Source organism: uncultured Treponema sp. (genome assembly GCF_946187725.1).
GTDB lineage: Bacteria > Spirochaetota > Spirochaetia > Treponematales > Treponemataceae > Treponema_D.
On the sequence record NZ_CAMHSK010000002.1, the window covers coordinates 72,261 to 93,503 of the forward strand.

The window sequence follows — 21,243 nt, forward strand, 5'->3', positions numbered from 1 at the left end:
ATGATTTACATCGATTTTCTAATGTCGGTAATAATCAGCTGGGGAGTCTCAACGCCGTTGTATGTGTTGCGGCTAATCTGATAAAGAACATCAACTGTGTCGCCTTTATCAAAATCTCTGTGAAGAGCCTCTGCGCCCCCCCAGAACATTGCAGGCCACTTAGTTTTCCCTAAATCGAAGGTGAGTTTGAGATGCTGCCGCTCGGTCTTTCCGATAATCATGGCATCAAAAATCCGCAGTTTTTTACTCATGAAGGTGAGCTCACGGTTTTCTTCACCATAAGGCTCAAAATTATCAACAACTGTAAGCAAATCAGGCTTTAAGTATTCAGGAGGAATTTCTGCATCGATGTTAATTTGCTCTGATTCAGAAGATGAAAGCTCAATCTGCGGCGCGAATTTTTCAAGAGCCGCAAGGAAGTCATTAAGCCGTTCCTTTTTAAAGGTGAAGCCCGCCGCATAAGCGTGTCCGCCGTAACTGACGAATAAATCAGCCATCTTGTCGAGAAGGGAAAGCACTTCAAATCCACGGCAGCTTCTCATTGAGCCGATTGCATTGTCGTCAACAAAAGTGACAGCCATGGCAGGAATGTCATAAACATTCACGAGTTTACCGGCGATTGTACCCGAAACCCCGCGATTGATTCGCTCATCGATTATAACACAGAGCTTTCCATCATATTTTTGAATGCTTTCTTTTGCCTGAAGAACCGCGTAATTCCAGCCTTCGTTGCCAAGTGCCTTGCGCTCATTGTTCATTTCGATTACTTTCTGGGCAATCTGAGTGCGTTTTTCAGCATTTTGCTCAAGGAAAAGCTCAACGCCTATTTCAGGCTGACCAAGACGGCCTGTTGCATTCAAGGCAGGATTTATGTTCCATGAAAGGTCAGTTGCCGTGATACGCTTTCCAAGAAGATTCTGCATTGAAAGCAGCTCCCTAAGGCCTTCACGCGATTTGCCCTTGTTCATAGATTCTATGCCATGACGGATGAAAATGCGGTTTTCGTTTTTGAGCGGCATGATGTCTGCGAGGGCAGCCAATGCAACCAGCTGAAGGTCGCGCTCATTTGCCGCTTCATTTTGAGGGAATTGCCGTGCAATCTGCGCATTCATGAAAGTGACGAAAACATTGTAAAAACCTTTGATTTCTGAGTTGAATTCTGGATTGTAGCGGGCAAGCCGGGATTTTGACTTTAACTGAGCCAAAGAAACGGCCGCAAACGAAGGATAAATCTTTGCGACTTCGGGCCTCAAATCAAGGAAATTGAATTCGGCACCGCTTGTAAAAACCTGCGACAATATAGAAGAAAGAGATTTTTCATCCCAAACAAAAATCTGCTGGCCCCGTAAAAAATCAACAAGTTTGGTTTCCATGATTGAGCTTCCGCACGGAACCGATTCAGAAAAATGAGCCTTTTCAACAAGATTCTGAAGTTTGAGGACTTCTATGGTGGCAGAAGATGAATCTGGATTGACCCTGGCAGTGAGCAAGGATACTTCATTTTTATAAAGTTCTGTCTGTGCGAAGCGGAGGGCCGAAACCACCTTATACGCAACGGCACATCCTGAAATGTCTTTGAACGGATAGCCTGAATCCGCGCATTTTGGATTAATAATGATTGCGGGAGACGGCAAAACCTCTGGCGGAGTATGATGGTCAATTACGATTACATCCATGCCTTTCTCTGAAGCATAGGCAATTTCTTCAACATTAGAGATTCCACAGTCAACCGTGATTATGAGAGAACCGTAATTTTTTTCAAAATCATCGATGGCATTTTTATTCAATCCGTAAGGGTCAGTTCCGCCGGGAAGTCGCCATGAAACATCAAGACCGAGAGAAACAAGATAATCGTACAAAACGACAGTAGAAGTGATTCCGTCAACATCGCGGTCACCAAAAATCAGGACCTTTTCACCTTCATCCTTTGCCTGCAAAATTCTGTCAACGGCATCTTCCATATTCGCAAACAAAAAAGGATTATGAAGAAAACGCAGGTCATCTTCAAGGAAGAACTGAACTTCACTTCCTTCAGTAACGCCTCTTCTAAGCAAAATTGAGGCAGTGAGTGCATTTACTCCGAATTTGTCGTACAAAGCTCCGACATCGTTACGCGTTATATGTTTTTTAATCCAATTCTTCATTATAAAACCACAGACTAAAAGAGATTAACATAGATTGCAAATCTTGACTACGGCTGGAAGTCGTGCTAAAAGATATATATGACCTTAGATGAAATCAAAACAGGACAGACAGTTTGCGTCAAAAAGCTTGGCGGAAACGGTGCTCTCCGGCAGCACTTTCTTGATATGGGAATTATCCCCGGTACCGAAATTACACTTATAAAATATGCCCCGCTTGGTGACCCGATGGAATTCCGTCTGCACGGCTACGAACTTACTTTGAGAATCGCAGATGCCCAGAAGATTGAAGTTGATTCTGCACCAGGGATTGGAACACCACGCGAAGCGTGTTCTGAAATGAATGAGCGAAGCGAAGGAATGGAAGAATGGAGCGCATCTGGCGCGGAAGTGTGCAAAGCCCGGCCTGCCGCAAGGCAGGGGTGCCCAGAAAAAAGCGTAACTCCTTCTCATCCTGGCCTTGGCGAAGGCGGAAAGTTCCATGACAAAAATGACGAAAATCCGCTCCCGGATGGCACAATCCTCAAATTCGCGCTTGTCGGCAACCAAAACTGCGGAAAAACGACTCTTTTTAACCGGCTCACAGGCTCAAACCAGCATGTAGGAAACTTTCCGGGCGTAACAGTTGACCGTAAATCAGGCGCAATCAAAGGCCATGCAGACACATTGATTACGGATTTGCCCGGCATTTACTCGATGTCTCCATATTCGAGCGAGGAATTGATTTCACGGGATTTTGTACTGAACGAACGGCCTCACGCAATCATCAACATTGTGGACGCTACAAACATCGAGAGGAACCTTTACCTGACCATGCAGCTTCTGGAACTGAACATTCCTCTTGTAATTGCCCTCAATATGATGGACGAAATGACGGCAAACGGCGGCTCAATTGATGTAAATACGATGGAACAGATTATGGGCGTACCTGTCGTTCCGATTTCGGCAAAAAAGAATCAGGGTATTGAAGAGCTGATTGCACATGCGATTCATGTCGCAAAATTTCAGGAACCGCCTCTAAGGCAAGATTTCTGTGACAAATCGGATAATGGCGGAGCCGTTCACAGGGCACTTCACGGCACCTTCCATTTGATTGAAGACCATGCCGAAAAAGAAGGAATTCCGCTCAGATTTGCGGCAAGCAAACTTCTTGAAGACGACAAAAGGATTCTTCACAAGCTCAACCTTGATGTAAATGAAAAGGAAATGCTTGAGCACATAATCATGCAGATGGAAAAAGAGAGAGGTCTTGACCGAAGTGCCGCAATCGCAGACATGCGTTTTTCGTTCATTTATAAGCTGTGTGATTCCTGCGTAAAAAAGCCAAAGGAAAGCCGTGAGCGCGAACGAAGCCAGAGAATTGACAGGCTCCTCACAGGAAAATGGACGGCAATTCCTTCATTCATAGTGATTATGGCAGCGGTCTTCTATTTAACCTTCAATGTAATCGGTTCATTTTTCCAGGGATTTCTCGAAACTGGAATCGATAAGCTCACAGAGCTGACGGATAAAGCGCTTACTGCAATGGCCGTAAATGAAGTCCTGCACGGCCTTATTATAGACGGCATTTTTGCAGGCGTTGGAAGCGTTCTTTCATTCCTTCCGATTATCGTGACACTGTTCTTCTTTCTTTCAATGCTTGAAGATTCGGGATATATCGCGCGGGTTGCCTTTTTCATGGACAAACTCCTGCGAAAAATCGGTCTTTCAGGACGAAGCATCGTTCCTCTTTTGATTGGCTTCGGCTGTTCCGTACCTGCCGTAATGTCCACAAGAACCTTGCCAAGTGAACGGGACCGAAAAATGACGATTCTGCTCACTCCTTTTATGAGCTGCACGGCAAAACTTCCGATTTATGCGTTCTTCGTAAATGTGTTCTTTCCTAAGTGTTCTGCCCTGATTATGACTGGCCTTTATTTTCTCGGAATTTTCATCGGAATTCTGGCGGCATTCTTATATAAAGGAACGCTTTTTAAGGGTGAGGCAGTGCCTTTTGTTATGGAGCTTCCGAATTACAGGATGCCGGGATTAAGGAATACGGTGCAGCTTTTATGGGAAAAGGCAAAAGATTTCCTGCAGAGAGCATTCACGGTAATTTTTATTGCAACGATTGTTGTCTGGTTTTTGCAGAGTTTTAACTGGCATTTTCAATTCGTGGAAAACGCCGAAACAAGCATTTTAGCTTCTGCGGCAAGAATTATTTCGCCGCTTATGAAACCGCTCGGTCTTGGTGACTGGCAGATTTCGGTCGCACTTGTAAGCGGATTTATGGCAAAGGAAAGTGTGGTTTCAGCATTAGAGATTTTATTTGCCGGCGGAGTGGAAACAGTACTTTCAACCTTGAGTGCGGCAAGCCTGCTTGTATTCAGCCTGCTTTACACGCCTTGTGTCGCCGCAATTGCCTCTGTCAAACGAGAACTTGGGGCCAAATGGGCGGCTGGCGTGGTAATCTGGCAGTGTGCAATCGCCTGGATTATGGCGCTCGCTGTAAGGCTTATCGGTCTTGCAATAGGAGCCGCCTGATAAGCGATTGCACTCACAGAAAGTGTGATTTTTAGATTTTTCCGGCTGCCTTGTCTTTAAGAATCAAAGAACGGATTGCTTCAACAGCGACTGTGATTGCAGCCTCTGTGTCATGAGCCTGCTTGTTTGGCAGGCCTTTTTTTGCCCGTTCCTGATTTGCAACGACGAGGAAGCATGAGCCAACTCTTACGCGAAGGAACTGGCCTGCAATGAACAATGCAGCACTCTCCATTTCGCTTGCAAGACAGCCCATTCTGAGCCATGCCTGCCATTTATTTTCAAGTTCATAGCTTACAGGCATTACTTCCGGTTCATGCTGACCAAAGAAAGAATCTTTACACTGAACGACACCTGTATGATTAGGAACCTTGAGTTTTTCTGCGGCATTCATCAAAGCGTTAACACATTCAATGCTTGCAACTGCCGGATATTCAATCGGAGCGAATTCGCGGCTGGTTCCTTCCATTCGGACAGCACCGGTCGCAATTACAATGTCACCGCCCTGAACTTCTTCCTGCATACCACCACAGGTACCAACGCGGATGTAAGTGTGGGCACCGCATTTTGTAAGTTCCTCAATCGCAATCGAAGCTGAAGGACCGCCGATTCCTGTTGAAGTAACGCTGACGGGAACTCCTTCGATTGTGCCGGTATAAGTGACATACTCACGAACATCAGCAACAAGTTTTGCATTGTCAAAGTGCTCTGCAATCTTCGCACATCGTTTAGGGTCGCCCGGCAAAATGACATATTTGCCTATGTCCTTTGGGCCAACTCCTGTATGATATTGTTTGCCAGAGCCTTCTGTGTAATCTACCATTATTTCCTCCTTAATAGATTTCTTTTAAACTTTACCATGCTTTATCTCAAAAATCCACAAATTTCGTACATTCCTCAAAAAACCGCCTCAATATAAAAAAATTGTCCAATTTAAGCCAATCTGATATAATAAATCAATTAAAATCATCAGTGTTAAAAACAGGAGTATCTTATGAAAAATGTTCTTCTGAAAACATTTTTTTTCCTCGCACTCATCGCGCTTGCAGCTGAAAGTGCCAGTGCAAAATCAAACGGAATCGATAAAATCAAACGAGCGGGAGTTCTTACTGTCGGCGTAAAGGATGATGTTCCAGGATTCGGCTATCTGAACCCGGATACAAAAGAATATGAAGGCCTTGAAATTGACATCGCAAAGGCAATCGCAAAACATATTCTTGGAAGCGAGTCAAAAGTCAATTTCGTTACGGTAACAGCAAAAAACCGAAGCGCATTCATCAATCAGGATAAGGTTGACATCGTTATCGCAACCTTCACGGTCACAGAAGAACGCAAGCAGGGCTATGATTTTTCGGACATCTATTACACTGATTCAGTCGGCATCATGGTCAAAAAATCTTCGGGCATCACATCCTTCAAAAATCTCGAAAACAAAAAGGTCGGCGTTACACAGGGCTCAATGACAACGAGCACAATAAAGAATGCGGCAATCAAAGAAGGCGTGTTCCTCAACTGCGTAACATATCCTTCAAACCAGACCTTAAAAGATGCCCTCAGCCATGGTGAAATCGATGCGTTCTGCATTGACAACTCAATTCTGCACGGCTACATCGATGATTCGCTTTTGATTCTGCCAGAGCACTATGACGAAATGATGTACGCAGTCGCCATTAAAAAGGACAATTCAGCCGTCACAAAGCAGGTAAATGAAGTCATCCGAACCCTAATCAAAACCGGCGAACTAGACAAACTCCTTACAAAGCACCGGCTCAAGTTTTAGCTCGAATGTCTGTGTCTGGACACGGAGCGGCCGGCTATGCGAGGGCTTCCAGTTTTTCGCGGATGAACTCGCTCTTCTCCTTCAGGCCGATTTTTCCGGCTGAGAGGAGAATCATGTTCGGTTTTGTCGGATCAAGCCGCACCTTTCCGGCACTTTCTTTTATCAGTTTCAAAACCCGGTCAATCTTCAAATCACTGACCTTGCTGAATTCAATCTGAATCACGCCCTGTCTTTCTTTAAGAGAAGAAATATAAAGTTTCTTTGCGATTACACGGACTTCCGCAAGACTCAATAGGCTGTACACTTCATCAGGAATCGGACCAAAACGGTCTTCAAGCTCCAGATACATGCTTTCAAGCTCATCTTTTGATACAACCCCCGCAATCTTCTTGTAAATTTCCATTTTTGTCTGAAGGTTCGGAATGTATGAATCAGGGATAAAGCCGGAATATTCAAGCTCCATGAGTACTTCGCTCTGAGCCTCATAATTTTCGCTGTTCATAAGGCGCTCAACGGCCTCATTCAGCAATTTTACATACAAATCAAAACCGACGGAATAAACTTCACCGCTCTGGTCTTTTCCAAGAAGATTTCCGGCACCGCGAATTTCCATGTCTTTCATCGCAATCTTAAAGCCTGAACCAAGCTCGGTGAAATCAGAAATAACCTGAAGCCTCTTCATAGCAACTTCGGTCAAAACCTTGTTTTCCGGGTATAAAAGATATGCATATGCTTTTCTGTCACTTCGGCCAACCCGCCCCCTAAGCTGATAAAGCTGACTTACTCCATACATATCGGCACGGTCAATGATAATCGTGTTTACATTAGGAATGTCGATACCGTTTTCGATAATCGTTGTTGCAATCAGAATATGGAAACCGCCCATCTTAAAACGACGGAAAATGTCATCAAGCTCTTCGGCACTCATCTGACCGTGAGCAATGTCAATCATCATCTCCGGAACAATCTGCTGAAGTTTTCGGCGTGTTTCCTCAAGGCTTTCAACCCGGTTATGCAGATAGAAAACCTGCCCACCCCGCTCGACTTCCTGCCTGATTGCCTTTGCGACCCGCTCATCCGTGTAGGCATCAACAATCGTCTCAATCGGCTTTCTAGTCTGCGGCGGCGTGGTTAAAAGAGACATATCACGGATTTTAAGAAGACTCATGTGAAGGGTTCGCGGAATCGGAGTTGCGCTCATGGCAAGACAGTCAATGTTTGCCTTCATTGTCTTGAGTTTTTCCTTATCTTTGACACCGAATCTCTGTTCCTCATCGATAATCATGAGTCCCAAATCCTTGAAATGCACATCTTTCTGAATGATACGGTGCGTTCCAACAAGAATATCAACCTCACCGCTAGCAACTTTTGCTATAATCTTTTTTTGCTCGGCTGGCGTTACAAATCTTGAAAGCTGTGCGATATGAATCGGGAAATTCGAAAAACGCTCAATACAGGTTTCATAATGCTGTTCGGCAAGAATTGTGGTCGGAGCAAGGAAAGCGACCTGTTTTCCGCCCATCACGGCCTTGAACGCCGCCCTCATTGCGATTTCTGTCTTTCCATAGCCGACATCTCCACAGACAAGACGATCCATCGGAACAGGCTTTTCCATATCAGCCTTGATTTCTCTTGAGACATTGAACTGGTCCGGAGTGTCTTCATAAGGAAAAGCCGCTTCAAACGCAGTCTGCCACTCGCCGTCTTTCGGGAACGGATAGCCACGGCTGGCCTTGCGTCTTGAATAGAGAGCGATAAGTTTTTCAGCAAGATCTTCAACGGCCTTTTTCGCCTTGCTCTTGCGGTTTTCCCAGGATTTTGAACCGATTCGGTCAAGTTTCGGAGCATCGCCCTCATTTCCAATGTATCGTTGAACAAGATTGACCTGCTCAATCGGCACGAAAGCGAATTCTTCATCAGCATATTCAAGCTTGATGTAATCGCGTTCGTTACCCATTGCCTTTACGCGCTGGATTCCTTTAAAAAGACCGATTCCATAATTGACATGAACGACATAATCACCTTCATTAAGCTCGACAAAAGTATCGATTGCCTGAGATTTCGCATGATGAAGGGATTTGGGAACATGCTTTCGACGGCCAAAAATCTCATTTTCCTGAATTACAAGCGTTTTTGTTTCGGAAATGCTGAATCCTGAAGTAATTGCTTTTGGAAAAACGACAAGAGGATAATAAGGAAGACCTTTTTTTGCATTTTTATTCAGTCTCTCCAGATATTCGCCTTCCGCAGGTTTATCAATGAAATTCTTAAGAATTTCCTTTATGCGCAGAGACTGATTTTCATTGTCAGCAAAGACAAAAATCCGCCAGCCTTCACTCTGCAAATCTTCAAGCTGTTCCTTGAGATAATTGATATTACCAAAAAAGCTCCTAGAAGCCTCACATTCGATTTTGAAGAAATTAACATCTTCACTTGCATACTTTTCGTCATCCGTCTCTGTATGACGCGTTCTGAACGAAATACGGTGTTCATGCGCTTTAGAAACTTCCTCAAACGGAATCAGCATGTCGCTTGGAGGAAGGACCGGCATAGTCAAACGGGCCTTACGGTAAATTCCCGCATACTCACGGTCAAAATTCTCCTTCATGTTGTTAAGACGGTCATAATCATAGAAAAAGACCGTCGTATCCGGAGATATATAGTCAAATAGAGTGTATTTTTTCTCCCACAAAGCGCCGTAAAAGAATTCCTCGCCCTCAGATTCGCGTGAAATTTTAAGTTCTGAAAGCAGTTTGTCCTTTGCCTTTGAGGCCTCTTCTGTCAGTTCAAGATAAACCGTTTTATTCGTTTCAGCACCGTCTGCATCCTCCGTCTCCAAGTTCTTTCCAAACCTGTCAAAAACGGCTTCAAGACGGGCAATCAGCTCATCATTCCAAATGACTTCCTTCATTGGATAAATCAAAAGATTTTCACGGATTTCAAGCGTTGACTGACTTTCGACATTGAAGGATTTTATTGAAGAAATTTCATCAAAATCAAAAAGAATTCTGGAAGGATTTTCTTCACCAGGCGTAAAGACATCGAGAACTTCACCACGGAGAGTAAATTCGCCCGGCACACCGACTTTTGGAACACGGATATAGCCAAGAGAACTAAGTTTTTCGGCAAGTTCGGCAGGGTCAATCACAGTGCCCTTATTAAGATTAAAGACGAGCGAACGGATATACTGAGGAGAAGGAAGCGGCGCCTGTAAAGAGCGCTGAGTTACAATAAAAATCCTTGCTCTTGTGCTAGAATTTAGAGAGCGAGCCTGATATGCGAGGCGGGCAAGCACACCGGAACGCTGACCGAACACGGCAGAACCAATGGCACTCGCACGGTAAGGAAGAAGCCCCCACCACGGAAGGATAAAAATATCAACCGAATCAGCAAATGCCGTCTCAAAATCCTGACGGACCTCAAGTGCTTCCTTTTCACTTGAAACTACAAGCACAAAATCAAGCGATGAGGCAAGAAGCCCCGCAGTTCCACCTTTTTGCTGAGACTGAGAATATCGCCCCGTAGAATTATACTGCAATGAAGAGAGAATTCGGGCACGAACAGAATCAATAAAATGTGCCGTAAAAAAAGCGGCTGAAGTTTGAGAAACACCTTCAATTTCAGCAGGAAAATATGAGCCGGAAGCTAAATTTTTGACATCAGAAAAAAAATCGGTCCATCTGTTCGTAACAGAGGATATGCAGGTTGTTAACAGTGAATTCATTTTTGTGTTTACTTAGAAGTGCCCGGAAAACTGAAGTTCCGAACAAGTCTATTATACTTGTCAGAGTGATTCAGTTCAAGGCTGAAAAATTACAGGATTCCGATTCCTGATTCAAGTGATTTTAGTTTCGTGAGACAGGCCTGCTCAATCAAAAAATAGACAAGCTGCTTCATTTCAAGGAAAGTTTTTTCGGAAACCGTGAGTTTACGCACTTCCTTTGGACTAAGACTCGAAACCGCCTCAAGATAAGTAATGGCTGCCTTTGAAAGAGAAAAATCGATTTTACGCTCACTCAGACTATTGCAGTCAGGGCAGACAAAGGCATTTTCCTCACGCGAAAAAACATAGCGCATGGAAAGCGAATTTCCGCTGAATCGTTCTGAATGCAGGGAAGAAGCACATATACAGCAGGATTTTGTGTCAGGCCGGACGCCCAGAAGCCCAAGATATCGCCACAAAAAGCGAACTAGCCCAAGCCGCGACTCATTTTCATCAGAAAGCTCTATTCCATCAAGAAATCCATTGATGATTTTCCAGCTTTCCTGACTTGAACCGGCGCATTTTGTTTTAATCAGGATTTCCGTAACGAAAGCGGCCGCATAGGTTTTAAAAAGATTTTCCCGGAAAGAAAGATGATAGTTTTTTACATCGAAATCAGTGATTTTAGTCTGATTTTTGGCTTCATCACGATATAAATAAAGAAGCCCCGAATTCATCGGCGAAACGAGAGACCTCATTTTGCTTTTAGGGCCGCCATAGAGAGTAGCAAAAAAAATCCCCTCGGAAGGGGAAAAAACAGTCACCCGCCTGTTGTTTTCTCCGCTCATTTGAACAGAGAGAATCAACGCGGGTGTGGAAAAATTACGCATTAACCGACGATTTCAACGCCTGCACTGGCACCGATTCTGCTTGCTCCGGCTTCGACCATTGCAACAGCTTCTTCCCAGTTGTGAACGCCACCGCTGGCCTTTACGCCGAGACGGTCGCCGACAGTTTTGCGCATGATTTCAACTGCATGAGTTGTAGCACCGTTCGGAAGCAATTTTCCGTCTTTGCCTTTGATGATTGCAAAACCTGTTGAAGTCTTAACGAAATCAGCACCAGCCTTTTCTGAGCATTCGCTGCACTTAACGATTTCTTCATCAGTAAGATAGCATGCTTCGATGATTACTTTGAGGCAGACATGCTCTGGAGTTTCAACTTCATCGATTGCACCGCGAACGGCTGCAATTTCATCTGTAACAGCATCCCAGTCACCGTCCTTTACGAGACCGAGATTAATAACCATATCAACTTCCTGAGCACCGTCATCAACAACGAGCGCAGCCTGACCAGCTTTGTCATCAGCAGAATTTGCACCAAGTGGGAAACCAATTACAGTACAGACTTTAACTGAACTTCCTTTAAGAAGTGAAGCAGAAAGTGGAACATAAGAAGGGTTCACACAAACAGAAGCAAAGCTGTATTTTTTTGCTTCCTCACACAATTTTTCGATGTCTTTTTTGGTTGCACAAGGATTCAAGTTTGTGTGGTCAATCATCCCGGCAATTTTGCGAATAGATTCAGCATTTTTTTCCATAAATAAATTCCTCTTATCCCTATTGTACTCCTATATTCAGGATTTCGCAAATTTTTTTTTTCAAAAAACTGTTAGCACTGCCTAAATCGTTCGTTAGCCAAGGGTAATTCGTTAATCAGCCCCTTGTTTTTCGCTTTTTCCAATGTTAAATTATATTAAGAATCTTTTTTGTGAGGTATCAATTATGGCAATGAAAATCGATCCAAGCGTATGCGTAAACTGTGGAACTTGTGAGCCAGACTGTCCAGTCGGCGCTATCAGCGAGAATGACGGACACCGCGAAATCGATGCAGGAAAATGCGTCAGCTGCGGAACATGTGCTTCTGAATGCCCGGCTAGTGCTATCTCTGAGGCATAATCCGTAAGGTTCAGACAAGTTTTTCTATATTTTTACAAGGCTGCTGTCACGGCAGTCTTTTTTTTTTCTTCAATTTGTTTTAAAATCTCTGCATTATGGAAATGATTCTGGTTCTTATTGCCTCAGTTTTATGTGCATCCATTGCAATTCCCCTCTGCCATCTTGCAGTTAATTTTCAAAAACCATATTCAATCGCCGTCAGCACGATTCTTATTCTTTTCATCACCTTCATAATCATAAAAAAGATTAAGCAATACGGTCTTCTCAGCACAGTCGCCTTTTTAACTAAAATCCTAATTGCGGCAGGCGGGCTTTTCTTGACTTTCATCCTCATTCTTAACGGAAAAAGATTCCTCGCACTTTTCAGCCTGATTTTAATGTGTGCCCTGCTCTTTCTGGCAATTCGTTTCTTAAAATCTGAAGGCACGGAACTGGCAGGCGAAAATTCCCGCAAATGAACCGAAGACATTTAATTCTGCTGATTCTGTCAATTTCCTCACTGTATAAAGGCATTGCCATTGAAAACCCGGAAATTCCTTTTACAGGCGAAGAAGCACCGCAAAAAATTACCGTGCTTTCTGAAGAGGATTTCGTTCAAATCATAAATCCCAAATTCGTTTCACCGAGAAGCGCAAAATCCCCAGAAGAAAGTGAAAAAATCCGCCGTGAAAACGAAATCTGGCAGCAGTATCAAAAAGACCTTGAACGCTACCAGAAAATCAAAAATCTTCCGAAAGACTTTCCTGAAGAAAAAATCCGGGACAAACCAAAATCTTTCTTCTATAAATACACAGTCACGCAGGATAAAGAAAAATACCTCGACACTTTTAACGGAATATACGCAAGGTTTCAAACCGGTCAAGGAACTCTGGCAACGATTAACAGACTTTCCTGCCCGGAAGACCTTAAAACCGGCATGAGCCTCATTTTTCCAGTCATGCAGGGGATTTTTATTCCTGAAAAAGTATCATCGGCACTTGAAATCATCATCCAGAAGGAATATGCCAAGGAAATCACAAGGCAGACAGAAATTTTTGAAATCGATGGAAAAAGATTTTACTTTCTGCCCTCAAAGACTTTCTCTCAGACGCAAAAAGCCTTTTTTCACGACAATGGGATGCAGCTTCCTCTGAGCAAAAAAATCGTCACATCAGAATTCGGATACAGGACAAGCCCTATCTCAGGAAAATGGAAATTTCATGCCGGAATCGACCTTGCCGCTCCAATCGGAACAGAAGTTTTCGCGTGCAAGAGCGGTGAAGTCACAACCGTGGGTTATAATGAAATTTACGGAAACTATGTCGTTCTCCTTCACTCGGCAAACAGAACAAGCCTTTACGCACATCTTTCAAAAGCACTTGTAAAACAGGGCCAGAGAGTTTCAACGGGCGAGACAATTGCCCTCACTGGCACAACGGGCGCTTCAACAGGTCCGCACCTTCATTTTGAGGTTCGGGAAGACGGAAAAGCAACTGACCCGACAAGGCAGATTAAAAATTTCTAAGGAAACACTGATTAATCGCGACAAGTGTTAAGCAGCACTTACTTAACTTCTTTCATTAAAAAAACTTAAACAAATTTCAATATTACGGCGGCTTTCCTGTGGAAAAATAATTACTCTTATAATATAATTTGCTTAACTGTTTATATTTATGCTTTCATTGAGATTCAAGGCCTTTGCCGCAAACAAAAAGAAATTTTCTCTCTGCACGCTTCTGTTTTTGGGAGCTGCTTTTTCATTTTCAGAAAATTTCCGTGTCCGAAAAGTAATTCCCATTGAACTCTCAAAAATCGACGATAAAATCACAGTTGAAAGCGGAATCAATGACGCACTTTTTGTCACCCTTCCCGAAGATTTAACATACATCAGTGCGCTTGAGCTGAGTTTCAAAATTCCTGAATTAATCGCGACCTGGCGGGACTCAGTAGCATATACTCTCTACGACAATTTAAATCCGGTTCCAAGTGAAAATAACCTCAACTATTACGGAGAACGCATTCATCTTGATACGCTGCCGGGAAAGTTGTCACTCACGCTGCATATCCCTATATCAAACGATTTTACAATCAAGGACACGCCCTATTCCACAAAGCTCCCTGTTTTCAAAAATTATAAAAAGGGATTTTTCCTGCGTTTCATGATGGTAATGAAAGGGGTTCCTGAAAGCCTTGAAAATTCCGTTCTTGAAATTACGGCAAAACCCGTTCTCAAAAACAAAGGCAAGCTCAATCTGAGCATTGAACCGCCAGATTCTTCTGCAGCATCATCACTTTCTGAAAGCGAAAAGAAAATCTCTGTCTTCATCGATGATATTCCGGTTCAAAATTACGAAACCCAGCTCCTCAGCACAGGAGAGCATCATCTTTCTGTCGTAAGTGATTTTTTCCGAAACGAGCTCAGAACCTTCAGAATTGAACAGGCTAAAACCACTTCCCTGTCAGTAAAACTCCGTGGAATCGAGCCGCTTTTAAAAATCCTCTGCCCAAAAGATACAAAAGTTTTCCTTGACGATACGCCTGTCAGTGCTACAGAAGAGCCTATGGCAATCACTCAGGGCGAGCACAAGGTCAAATTCCTTTTGGCTGACTACGAAATCGTAAAAACTCTTTCTGTTCTCAATGGACGCACCTATTCAGTTAACCTGAATGTAGACGCAAGCGTTACCGAAGAAGAATAAATATCAGCTTGACTTCACTTTTTCGTTAAAAAATTCTATTCACATCGGAAAATTTCAAAATCTCTTAAAAATCTTTTCAATTCCACTAAAGATTTTCGCACTTTATAGCGATAATATAATAGTCGGGCACGCAATTATCCCCTCCCACCCATTGGTGCCCGACTTGCCTGATGGGCAACTGGGCTGTCGCAAGACAGCCCTTTTCTTTTATCTTTACACAATCTTCTATAAATTGTATTCTATATCAATGCAAAAAACGAGCAAGTTTACAATCCTAATGATTTCAGGGCTTTTTTTCTGTGCGGCGGTTTTTGGTATTTCGCTCGGCCTTGCCCTTTCAAATACAAAATACATAATTGATAACGAAAATTTCACAGAATTTGATACGGCTCTTCCAACAAGAATCCTCGACATTAACGGTGAACTTATTACAGAACTTGCAAGCGAGGAAAAACGCGAGATTATAAGCATCAACAGGCTTCCTCAGCACATGATTGATGCACTCGTTTCCCGCGAAGACAGAATCTTCTACAAGCATCACGGATTTTCAGTCAAGGCACTTTTCAGAGCGGTTGTCGGTCAGGCATTGCATCTTTCGCTTGGAGGCGGCTCAACGCTCACTCAGCAGATTGCCGGAACGCTTTACTGCGACAGACGCGACATGTCATACATGCGAAAGCTAAAGGAACTCTGGTGGGCAATCCAAATGGAGCGTCGTTTCTCCAAAAACGAAATTCTTGAGCTTTACTTAAACAAAATCTATTTCGGTGGCGGAACTTATGGTGTAAATGCCGCTAGCAAATACTATTTCGGTCATGATGCCACAGAAATCACTCCTGCAGAAGCGGCAATTCTTGTCGTTCAGCTTTCAAACCCGGCACACTATAATCCTTTTGAATATCCAAACCGTGCGATGGACAGACAGAAGTATGTCCTTTCAGCAATGGTAGAATCAGGCTTGATTACACAGGAACAGTCTGATACTTCCTTTGATGATTATTGGGCTAATTTCGACTACACACGCACAGGAAACACTCAGATTCGTTCACGAGACGATAATGCTCCCTGGTTCTCGGAATATGTCCGCAGAGAGCTTTCTGACATGATTTACGGTACCGATGATATTTATTCTTCAGGATTCACTGTAAACACAACGCTCAACCTCAAGAATCAAATTGCGGCCCAGAACACAATGGAGCGCTACATTGCATACGCAAACAGAACTTACCAGCGCTCAAGCACAGAACGACAGACCGAAGCATTTAAGGTCTATACACCGATTACAGAGCTTCTGACACTGGCATTCAACCTCGGTGAGCTAAAAGTTTCAGAGCAGCGAAATGAAGCACTTGCACTTTCTACATATACAAAGACAATCAATCCGATTGTCGATGTCCTTTCTCTGGTGTGCGGAATCGACTCACTAAAAGTAGGTGTCGCAAACAAGGCAAATGCAGTCGCAAAATCAAATGTCGGAAAAAATGTTGTCGAAGGCACGATGATTGCAATCGAGAATTCTACCGGTTACATCACATCTCTTGTCGGTGGAAGCAAATTTGACGGCGAAAATCAGTTCATAAGGGCAGTTCAGGCAAAACTGCAGCCAGGTTCTTCTTTCAAACCGCTTTACTATAGTGCGGCGATTGATTCAAGGCAGTACACGCCCAGCACAATCATCTCAGATACACCGGTCGTATTCCATACTGCTGACGGTAAGCCCTATATCCCGCAGAATTTCCGTGGAGAATGGAAAGGCGATGTTGAGCTTTGGTACGCGCTTGCTCATTCTATGAATGTTCCTTCACTCAAAATTCTTGACGGAATCGGTTTTGATACGGCTATAAACAGGGCAATTGATTTGCTCGGAATCCCACAAAATGAGATTCCATACAGAGGATTCGTTCCTGGCTACCCGATTGGTCTTGGTGTCTGTTCAGTCCGCCCAATCGAACTTGCCCACGCATATGCAATTTTTGCAAACGGCGGAAAAGAAGTCGTTCCTCTTGCAATCAGAAGCGTTGAAGATAAAAACGGCAATGTATTCTTAAATCCAGAAAAAGAACTCCGTCAAAGACAACAGGCAAAAGGTGATTCTACGCAGATAATTTCACCTGAAACAGCCCATGTAATGACAAAACTTCTCGAAAATACAGTTAAATCGGGTAGTTTGGCTGGTCCTACCGGCAATGGCTCAAAATTCACATATCGTGATTCAAAAGGCAAAAAATTCACGATTCCAGCCGCTGGAAAGACAGGAACAACACAGAACTGGGCCGACGCATGGACAGCATGTTTTACGCCTTACATAACATCAATTTTCTGGTTCGGATTTGATAAGCCGGGTCAGTCACTCGGTCTTCAGCTCACAGGCTCTACTCTTGCTGGTTATGCAATGGCAAGCTACATGCAGAAAGCACATGACGGTCTTCCTTTCAAAGACTTCCCAAAGCCTTCAAACGGAACTGTTGAAGTTACGGTCTGCTCAATCAGCGGAGCACTTCCAACCGAAGACTGCGGTGAGCATAAAATCGCCCTCACCTTCCTTGATGGAACTCAGCCTACGGAGCTTTGTACTGTACATTCAGGCAATTCAACAGGAAGAATTCTTGGTATTTACAGGCTTGAACAGGAACTTTACAGGGCGGGTTTTGCAAGCGATTTGATTATCAAAGACCATGAACCGCTTTCTTTCAATCTTAATGCCGAAAATGAACTCGATGAATCAATGAAGTCTTCTTACGATTTCCTTGCAGAAGACGAATTCGGCAACGCACCTGATTACAACTATCTTTTGGATTAATAATTCGCTTAAATTCCTCACAGAGGGCACAGAGAGTTTTAATCAAGTGAAATCTTTCTTAAAAGCACTCAAAAAATAAAACCACAGATGTAACGGATTTCACAGATTTTAATTTTCAATCTGTGTCATCTGTGTAATCTGTGGTTTTCATTCTGCATTATTAATTATGCTTTATGAATTGTATTATCGTTTCAAGCTCAAGACTGTCTCAAGCAGTGTATCTGCTGTCGTGATTGTCTTTGCGTTTGACTGGAAACCGCGCTGAGTTACGATCATATCAGTCATCTGCTCAGTCAAATCGACATTCGACATTTCCAATGCACCTGCCAAAAGATTTCCGGCACCAGCGATTCCTGCCGCGTTGATTTTTGCCTCACCAGAGTTGTTGCTCTTTACATAAGTGTTGTCACCAGCTTTTTCGAGACCGTTCTGGTTTGCGAAAGTTGCCATTGCGAGCTGACCGATTGTGCGGTTCGTACCGTTTGAATAAACGCCTGTAATTGAACCAGTTGAGTCAATCTTGAAGTTCTCAAGGTAGCCCAATGTATAGCCGTCCTGATAGAAAGCTTTTGTTGAACTTGCAGAAGCACTCTGTGTTACAGTGTTAATCATGCTTCCGATTGTTCCCAAGTTGATGTTCATTGTCTGGCGGTATGGATTTCCGTCTGCATCAGCGTTTGAATCAGGAACAGTGTATGAAGCCTGAAGGATGATTTCACCATTCGGATTAGAAGCGTTTCCTGCTGAATCAGTAACAGAAGCCAAAGTTCCGTTATTGTCGAATGAAACTGTGAATGTGTTTTCTACACCGTCAGTTGTTCCCAATCCTACGCGAGTCTGTGTGAAATCAGCATTGTCCGGATCAATCTGAACACTTGCATTCCACTGGTTTGGATTTCCGCGGACGCGAGTGAAGTTTACATTCAAAAGATGCTCGTTACCGAATGAATCATAGATTTTGAATTCAGTGTTCCAGGTTCCTTTTGCGACATCAGCTTCAGTTGCATTCTCAGGAATTTCAGGTGTATTTTTGTTCAAGTTGCAGGCAAAATTGATATTCTGAGTAGCTTTTGCAGGGTCTTTTGAACCTACAGGAATTGTCAAATCTGTCGGAGTTGCAGCTGTCTGAACAACCATTTCTCCGTTAAGCTCACGAGCCATCCAACCCTGAACGCGCATTCCGTTTGCAGGATTTACAAGAGTTCCGTTCTGGTCAAGTGAGAAAGCACCAGCACGAGTGTAGTAAGATTTTTCACCGCTCTTCTCAATGAAGAAACCGTTACCCTGAATTGCAATATCAGTAGAGATACCTGTTGACTGAAGGTTTCCCTGTGTGAAAACTGTGTCGATTGCAGCAACGGTCATACCAAGTCCGACTTCTTTCGGGTTAACACCACCCTTCTCTTCAGTTGGTTTTGCTGCCCCCTGAAGCTGCTGGCTGATCATGTCCTGAAAATTAACACGACCGCGTTTGAAACCAGTTGTGTTTACATTGGCAATGTTGTTGCCGATTACATCCATTCGTGTCTGATGATTCTGCAAACCAGAAACGCCAGAATAAAGTGATCTCATCATATAGCTACCCTCTTTTTCCTTTCTTATTCTTAGAAGCCGTAAACAGCCTTGATTTTATTCATATCGTAGAACATACCGTTCACCTGCACCTGTGGGGAAGTTCCTCTTGTTGCAGCCTCAACAACACCAGTCGTTGTCTGTTCTGCTCCGAGGTCAATCTGAACAGTGTGACCAAGCATACTCTGAGCTTCGCTCGAATTAAACATTGAAGTCATTCTCTCAAAATTCTGACTCATGTTTGTCATCTGCTCCAATGATGAAAACTGTGCCATCTGTGCGATGAATTCAGTGTTCTCCATCGGACTTGTCGGATCCTGGTTCGTCATCTGAGCCATCAAAAGCTTCAAAAAGTCATCCTTTCCAAGTTCATTGCTCGCGACTCTGCCCTGTCGAAGTTCAGCGTCAAGCTTCTTGTTGAAACCATTTACAACATTATCGACCTTGAACTTGTCCTGAGCGCTCATCGTTGTGTTGATGTTAGCTGCTGTCATTTCCATATTTTTACCCCACATATAGCGTAGTAAACGCTACACTTCAAATATCGGCATTCAGATTCCCGACTTTATAAAATTCTCACGCCACAATATTGATTCCATATGCTCCGTCACCATAGGAATCTGGTGTATTTTCGGCAGAAAGTGTGCCTGTTGTGACGAAATCACCGTAGGTTTTCTGAGCATAAATTGCCGAATTCTGCTGATTCTGGCTGCCATCTCCCTGCGCAAAGCCCTGCTGATTCTGATTATTTGAGAAATTCAAATCAAAACTGCCGGTTTCAAAGCCGCTTTCGGCAAAAGCCTGTTTCAAACTCGGAATACTTTCACGGAAAGCATCCATTGCCTCTTTTGTCTGAACAGTTATCTGTGCAGAAAGATTTTTATCATCTAGGTTCAGTGAAATTTTTACATTTCCCAAGCCTTCTGGTCGCAAAATCAGATTGATTGAGCCCTGGTTGTTGTCTTTTAGGACGATATTTCCAGCTTTTACGAATTCCGGTGCGTTTTCCTGAACTGCATTTGAAAGCATCTGCTGGAAATCAGAACCTGAAGCACCCGCAACCTGAGCAGATGAAGAAGTAATGTTCTCCTGTGCACGAGCGGCCAGTTCCATTGTCATCTGCATGGCTCCGTCAGCCTGTTTTTGCATTGAAAGATTTATCTCTTTCTTTTCAGCTGATTTCTGGACAACTTTATCCGATGCGATTTTCGCTGCATTTTTATCAGCGGCATCATCAACGAGATGCCTTGTCCTCAAATCATGTACTGAAAGTTTTGCGCCCTTCTTCTTTTCATCTGTCTCTTTTGAAGCAAGATTTTTTCTTGTGTCATCTAAATTCAGCTCTGTTTTTACAGTTCCGGCCGCATTTATATCAGAAAGCTCAGTGGCAATATTCTCAAGGAAAAATTGAGGGTCATTTGCCGCAAGATTCTGTGCTGATTCAAGTTTTTCGGATTCACTTTCAAATCCAGGAATGAATTCAACGGCGGCATCAATCATCTTCGCGAAATCTTCGGATGACATAGTTTCATTAGAATCATCAACTCTTGAAGATGAGAGCCATGAAATCATTTTGCTGTCAATCTCAATAGTATCTTCTAAAGCAATATTTCCATTTTCGCTGACAGACTCACTATCAGAAAGCTCATTTTTTTGAATCATATTATTGAGATTTTGGATTCTTGCCGCGACTTCCTCAGATGAACCGAGACCAGCTGATTTATCTTCATTTTCGTCAGCGTTTTTGCCGTCTTTTTCTGCAATCTTTGAATTTTTCTCACGATTTTCAGTTTTTGCGTCTTTTTCAGAATCATCGATTTCTTTGTCAGATTCAGGACGACTTTCGTTTTTGGCGACTTTATTTTCATCGGCCGGCTTTCTTTCCTCAGTTTTTTCAGGCTCAGAAGAATTAGATTTTCTCGCTTCATCCAGTGCTTTCGCAAAGGAAGCTTTATTCGAGTCAATATTTGTATCACGCTCAGACTGAAACTGCGCTCTCGAATCTTGATGAACTGTCTGTGTCTGTAATTGAGAAACTGAAAGAATATTCATGGCACATCCCCCATTTTTTAACAAGAAAACTATGCAACA

At 43.3% G+C, this 21,243-nt stretch carries 15 protein-coding genes; 7 read left to right on the forward strand and 8 right to left on the reverse strand.

What is annotated here, in order from left to right; all coding sequences use genetic code 11:
- Nucleotides 1-5: 5 nt before the first annotated feature.
- Nucleotides 6-2,144, reverse strand: a complete 2,139-nt coding sequence (recJ, locus tag Q0Q74_RS01345) for a single-stranded-DNA-specific exonuclease RecJ (RefSeq protein ID WP_294427770.1) — start codon at nt 2,142-2,144, stop codon at nt 6-8.
- A gap of 78 nt (nt 2,145-2,222) precedes the next feature.
- Between recJ and feoB the strand changes: the two genes are divergently transcribed.
- Nucleotides 2,223-4,664, forward strand: coding sequence for a ferrous iron transport protein B (gene feoB / locus Q0Q74_RS01355; RefSeq protein ID WP_367268318.1), 2,442 nt, complete (start codon nt 2,223-2,225; stop codon nt 4,662-4,664).
- Between the two features lie 31 nt (nt 4,665-4,695).
- On the opposite strand, the gene udp is transcribed toward feoB, so the two are convergent.
- A complete protein-coding gene (gene udp / locus Q0Q74_RS01360; RefSeq protein ID WP_294427772.1) occupies nt 4,696-5,484 on the reverse strand; it encodes a uridine phosphorylase in 789 nt (262 codons plus the stop codon).
- A gap of 171 nt (nt 5,485-5,655) precedes the next feature.
- Here udp and Q0Q74_RS01365 point away from each other — a divergent pair, with 171 nt between their 5' ends.
- On the forward strand, nt 5,656-6,441 hold the full coding sequence (locus tag Q0Q74_RS01365; protein WP_294427775.1) for a transporter substrate-binding domain-containing protein: 786 nt from the start codon (nt 5,656-5,658) through the stop codon (nt 6,439-6,441).
- 34 nt (nt 6,442-6,475) lie between these two features.
- Here Q0Q74_RS01365 and mfd read toward each other — a convergent pair whose 3' ends face one another.
- From mfd to deoC, 3 genes are all read right to left on the reverse strand, one after another.
- Nucleotides 6,476-10,165 (reverse strand): transcription-repair coupling factor, encoded by a 3,690-nt coding sequence (mfd, locus tag Q0Q74_RS01370; RefSeq protein WP_294427776.1) that lies wholly within the window; start codon nt 10,163-10,165, stop codon nt 6,476-6,478.
- A gap of 89 nt (nt 10,166-10,254) precedes the next feature.
- Nucleotides 10,255-11,034, reverse strand: a complete 780-nt coding sequence (gene recO / locus Q0Q74_RS01375) for a DNA repair protein RecO (RefSeq protein ID WP_294427778.1) — start codon at nt 11,032-11,034, stop codon at nt 10,255-10,257.
- On the reverse strand, nt 11,034-11,744 hold the full coding sequence (deoC, locus tag Q0Q74_RS01380; RefSeq protein WP_294427779.1) for a deoxyribose-phosphate aldolase: 711 nt from the start codon (nt 11,742-11,744) through the stop codon (nt 11,034-11,036). The genes recO and deoC overlap by 1 nt, the downstream gene beginning before the upstream one ends.
- A 184-nt stretch (nt 11,745-11,928) precedes the next feature.
- Between deoC and Q0Q74_RS01385 the strand changes: the two genes are divergently transcribed.
- The 5 genes from Q0Q74_RS01385 (at nt 11,929) to Q0Q74_RS01405 (ending at nt 17,580) form a co-directional block, all read left to right on the forward strand.
- Nucleotides 11,929-12,102: a 4Fe-4S binding protein gene (locus Q0Q74_RS01385; RefSeq protein ID WP_294427781.1), complete on the forward strand. Its 174-nt coding sequence runs from the start codon at nt 11,929-11,931 to the stop codon at nt 12,100-12,102.
- A gap of 95 nt (nt 12,103-12,197) precedes the next feature.
- On the forward strand, nt 12,198-12,560 hold the full coding sequence (locus Q0Q74_RS01390; protein ID WP_294427783.1) for a hypothetical protein: 363 nt from the start codon (nt 12,198-12,200) through the stop codon (nt 12,558-12,560).
- Nucleotides 12,557-13,606, forward strand: coding sequence for a M23 family metallopeptidase (locus tag Q0Q74_RS01395; RefSeq protein WP_294427784.1), 1,050 nt, complete (start codon nt 12,557-12,559; stop codon nt 13,604-13,606). Before Q0Q74_RS01390 ends, Q0Q74_RS01395 begins: the two co-directional genes overlap by 4 nt.
- Nucleotides 13,607-13,754: 148 nt before the next feature.
- Entirely contained in the window at nt 13,755-14,780 is a 1,026-nt protein-coding gene (locus tag Q0Q74_RS01400; RefSeq protein WP_294427787.1) for a hypothetical protein, read from the forward strand.
- A 247-nt stretch (nt 14,781-15,027) separates the two neighbouring features.
- The gene (locus tag Q0Q74_RS01405) at nt 15,028-17,580 is read left to right on the forward strand and encodes a penicillin-binding protein 1A (RefSeq protein ID WP_294427790.1); all 2,553 of its coding nucleotides are present in this window, start codon (nt 15,028-15,030) and stop codon (nt 17,578-17,580) included.
- A 183-nt stretch (nt 17,581-17,763) separates the two neighbouring features.
- On the opposite strand, the gene flgE is transcribed toward Q0Q74_RS01405, so the two are convergent.
- From flgE to Q0Q74_RS01420, 3 genes are all read right to left on the reverse strand, one after another.
- A complete protein-coding gene (gene flgE, locus Q0Q74_RS01410; RefSeq protein WP_294427792.1) occupies nt 17,764-19,155 on the reverse strand; it encodes a flagellar hook protein FlgE in 1,392 nt (463 codons plus the stop codon).
- Between the two features lie 29 nt (nt 19,156-19,184).
- Complete coding sequence (flgD, locus tag Q0Q74_RS01415; protein WP_294427794.1) at nt 19,185-19,652, reverse strand: flagellar hook assembly protein FlgD; 468 nt, start codon at nt 19,650-19,652, stop codon at nt 19,185-19,187.
- A 76-nt stretch (nt 19,653-19,728) separates the two neighbouring features.
- A complete protein-coding gene (locus Q0Q74_RS01420; protein ID WP_294427796.1) occupies nt 19,729-21,204 on the reverse strand; it encodes a flagellar hook-length control protein FliK in 1,476 nt (491 codons plus the stop codon).
- Nucleotides 21,205-21,243 lie beyond the last annotated feature (39 nt).

Bases quoted from the DNA above. Each gene is read 5' to 3' on its own strand.
- udp (WP_294427772.1), bottom strand. From the start codon at position 5,484: ATGGTAGATTACACAGAAGGCTCTGGCAAACAATATCATACAGGAGTT.
- Q0Q74_RS01385 (WP_294427781.1), top strand. From the start codon at position 11,929: ATGGCAATGAAAATCGATCCAAGCGTATGCGTAAACTGTGGAACTTGT.
- Q0Q74_RS01365 (WP_294427775.1), top strand. From the start codon at position 5,656: ATGAAAAATGTTCTTCTGAAAACATTTTTTTTCCTCGCACTCATCGCG.
- feoB (WP_367268318.1), top strand. From the start codon at position 2,223: ATGACCTTAGATGAAATCAAAACAGGACAGACAGTTTGCGTCAAAAAG.
- mfd (WP_294427776.1), bottom strand. From the start codon at position 10,165: ATGAATTCACTGTTAACAACCTGCATATCCTCTGTTACGAACAGATGG.
- Q0Q74_RS01395 (WP_294427784.1), top strand. From the start codon at position 12,557: ATGAACCGAAGACATTTAATTCTGCTGATTCTGTCAATTTCCTCACTG.
- flgD (WP_294427794.1), bottom strand. From the start codon at position 19,652: ATGGAAATGACAGCAGCTAACATCAACACAACGATGAGCGCTCAGGAC.
- recO (WP_294427778.1), bottom strand. From the start codon at position 11,034: ATGCGTAATTTTTCCACACCCGCGTTGATTCTCTCTGTTCAAATGAGC.
- Q0Q74_RS01405 (WP_294427790.1), top strand. From the start codon at position 15,028: ATGCAAAAAACGAGCAAGTTTACAATCCTAATGATTTCAGGGCTTTTT.
- recJ (WP_294427770.1), bottom strand. From the start codon at position 2,144: ATGAAGAATTGGATTAAAAAACATATAACGCGTAACGATGTCGGAGCT.
- deoC (WP_294427779.1), bottom strand. From the start codon at position 11,744: ATGGAAAAAAATGCTGAATCTATTCGCAAAATTGCCGGGATGATTGAC.
- Q0Q74_RS01420 (WP_294427796.1), bottom strand. From the start codon at position 21,204: ATGAATATTCTTTCAGTTTCTCAATTACAGACACAGACAGTTCATCAA.
- Q0Q74_RS01400 (WP_294427787.1), top strand. From the start codon at position 13,755: ATGCTTTCATTGAGATTCAAGGCCTTTGCCGCAAACAAAAAGAAATTT.
- flgE (WP_294427792.1), bottom strand. From the start codon at position 19,155: ATGATGAGATCACTTTATTCTGGCGTTTCTGGTTTGCAGAATCATCAG.
- Q0Q74_RS01390 (WP_294427783.1), top strand. From the start codon at position 12,198: ATGGAAATGATTCTGGTTCTTATTGCCTCAGTTTTATGTGCATCCATT.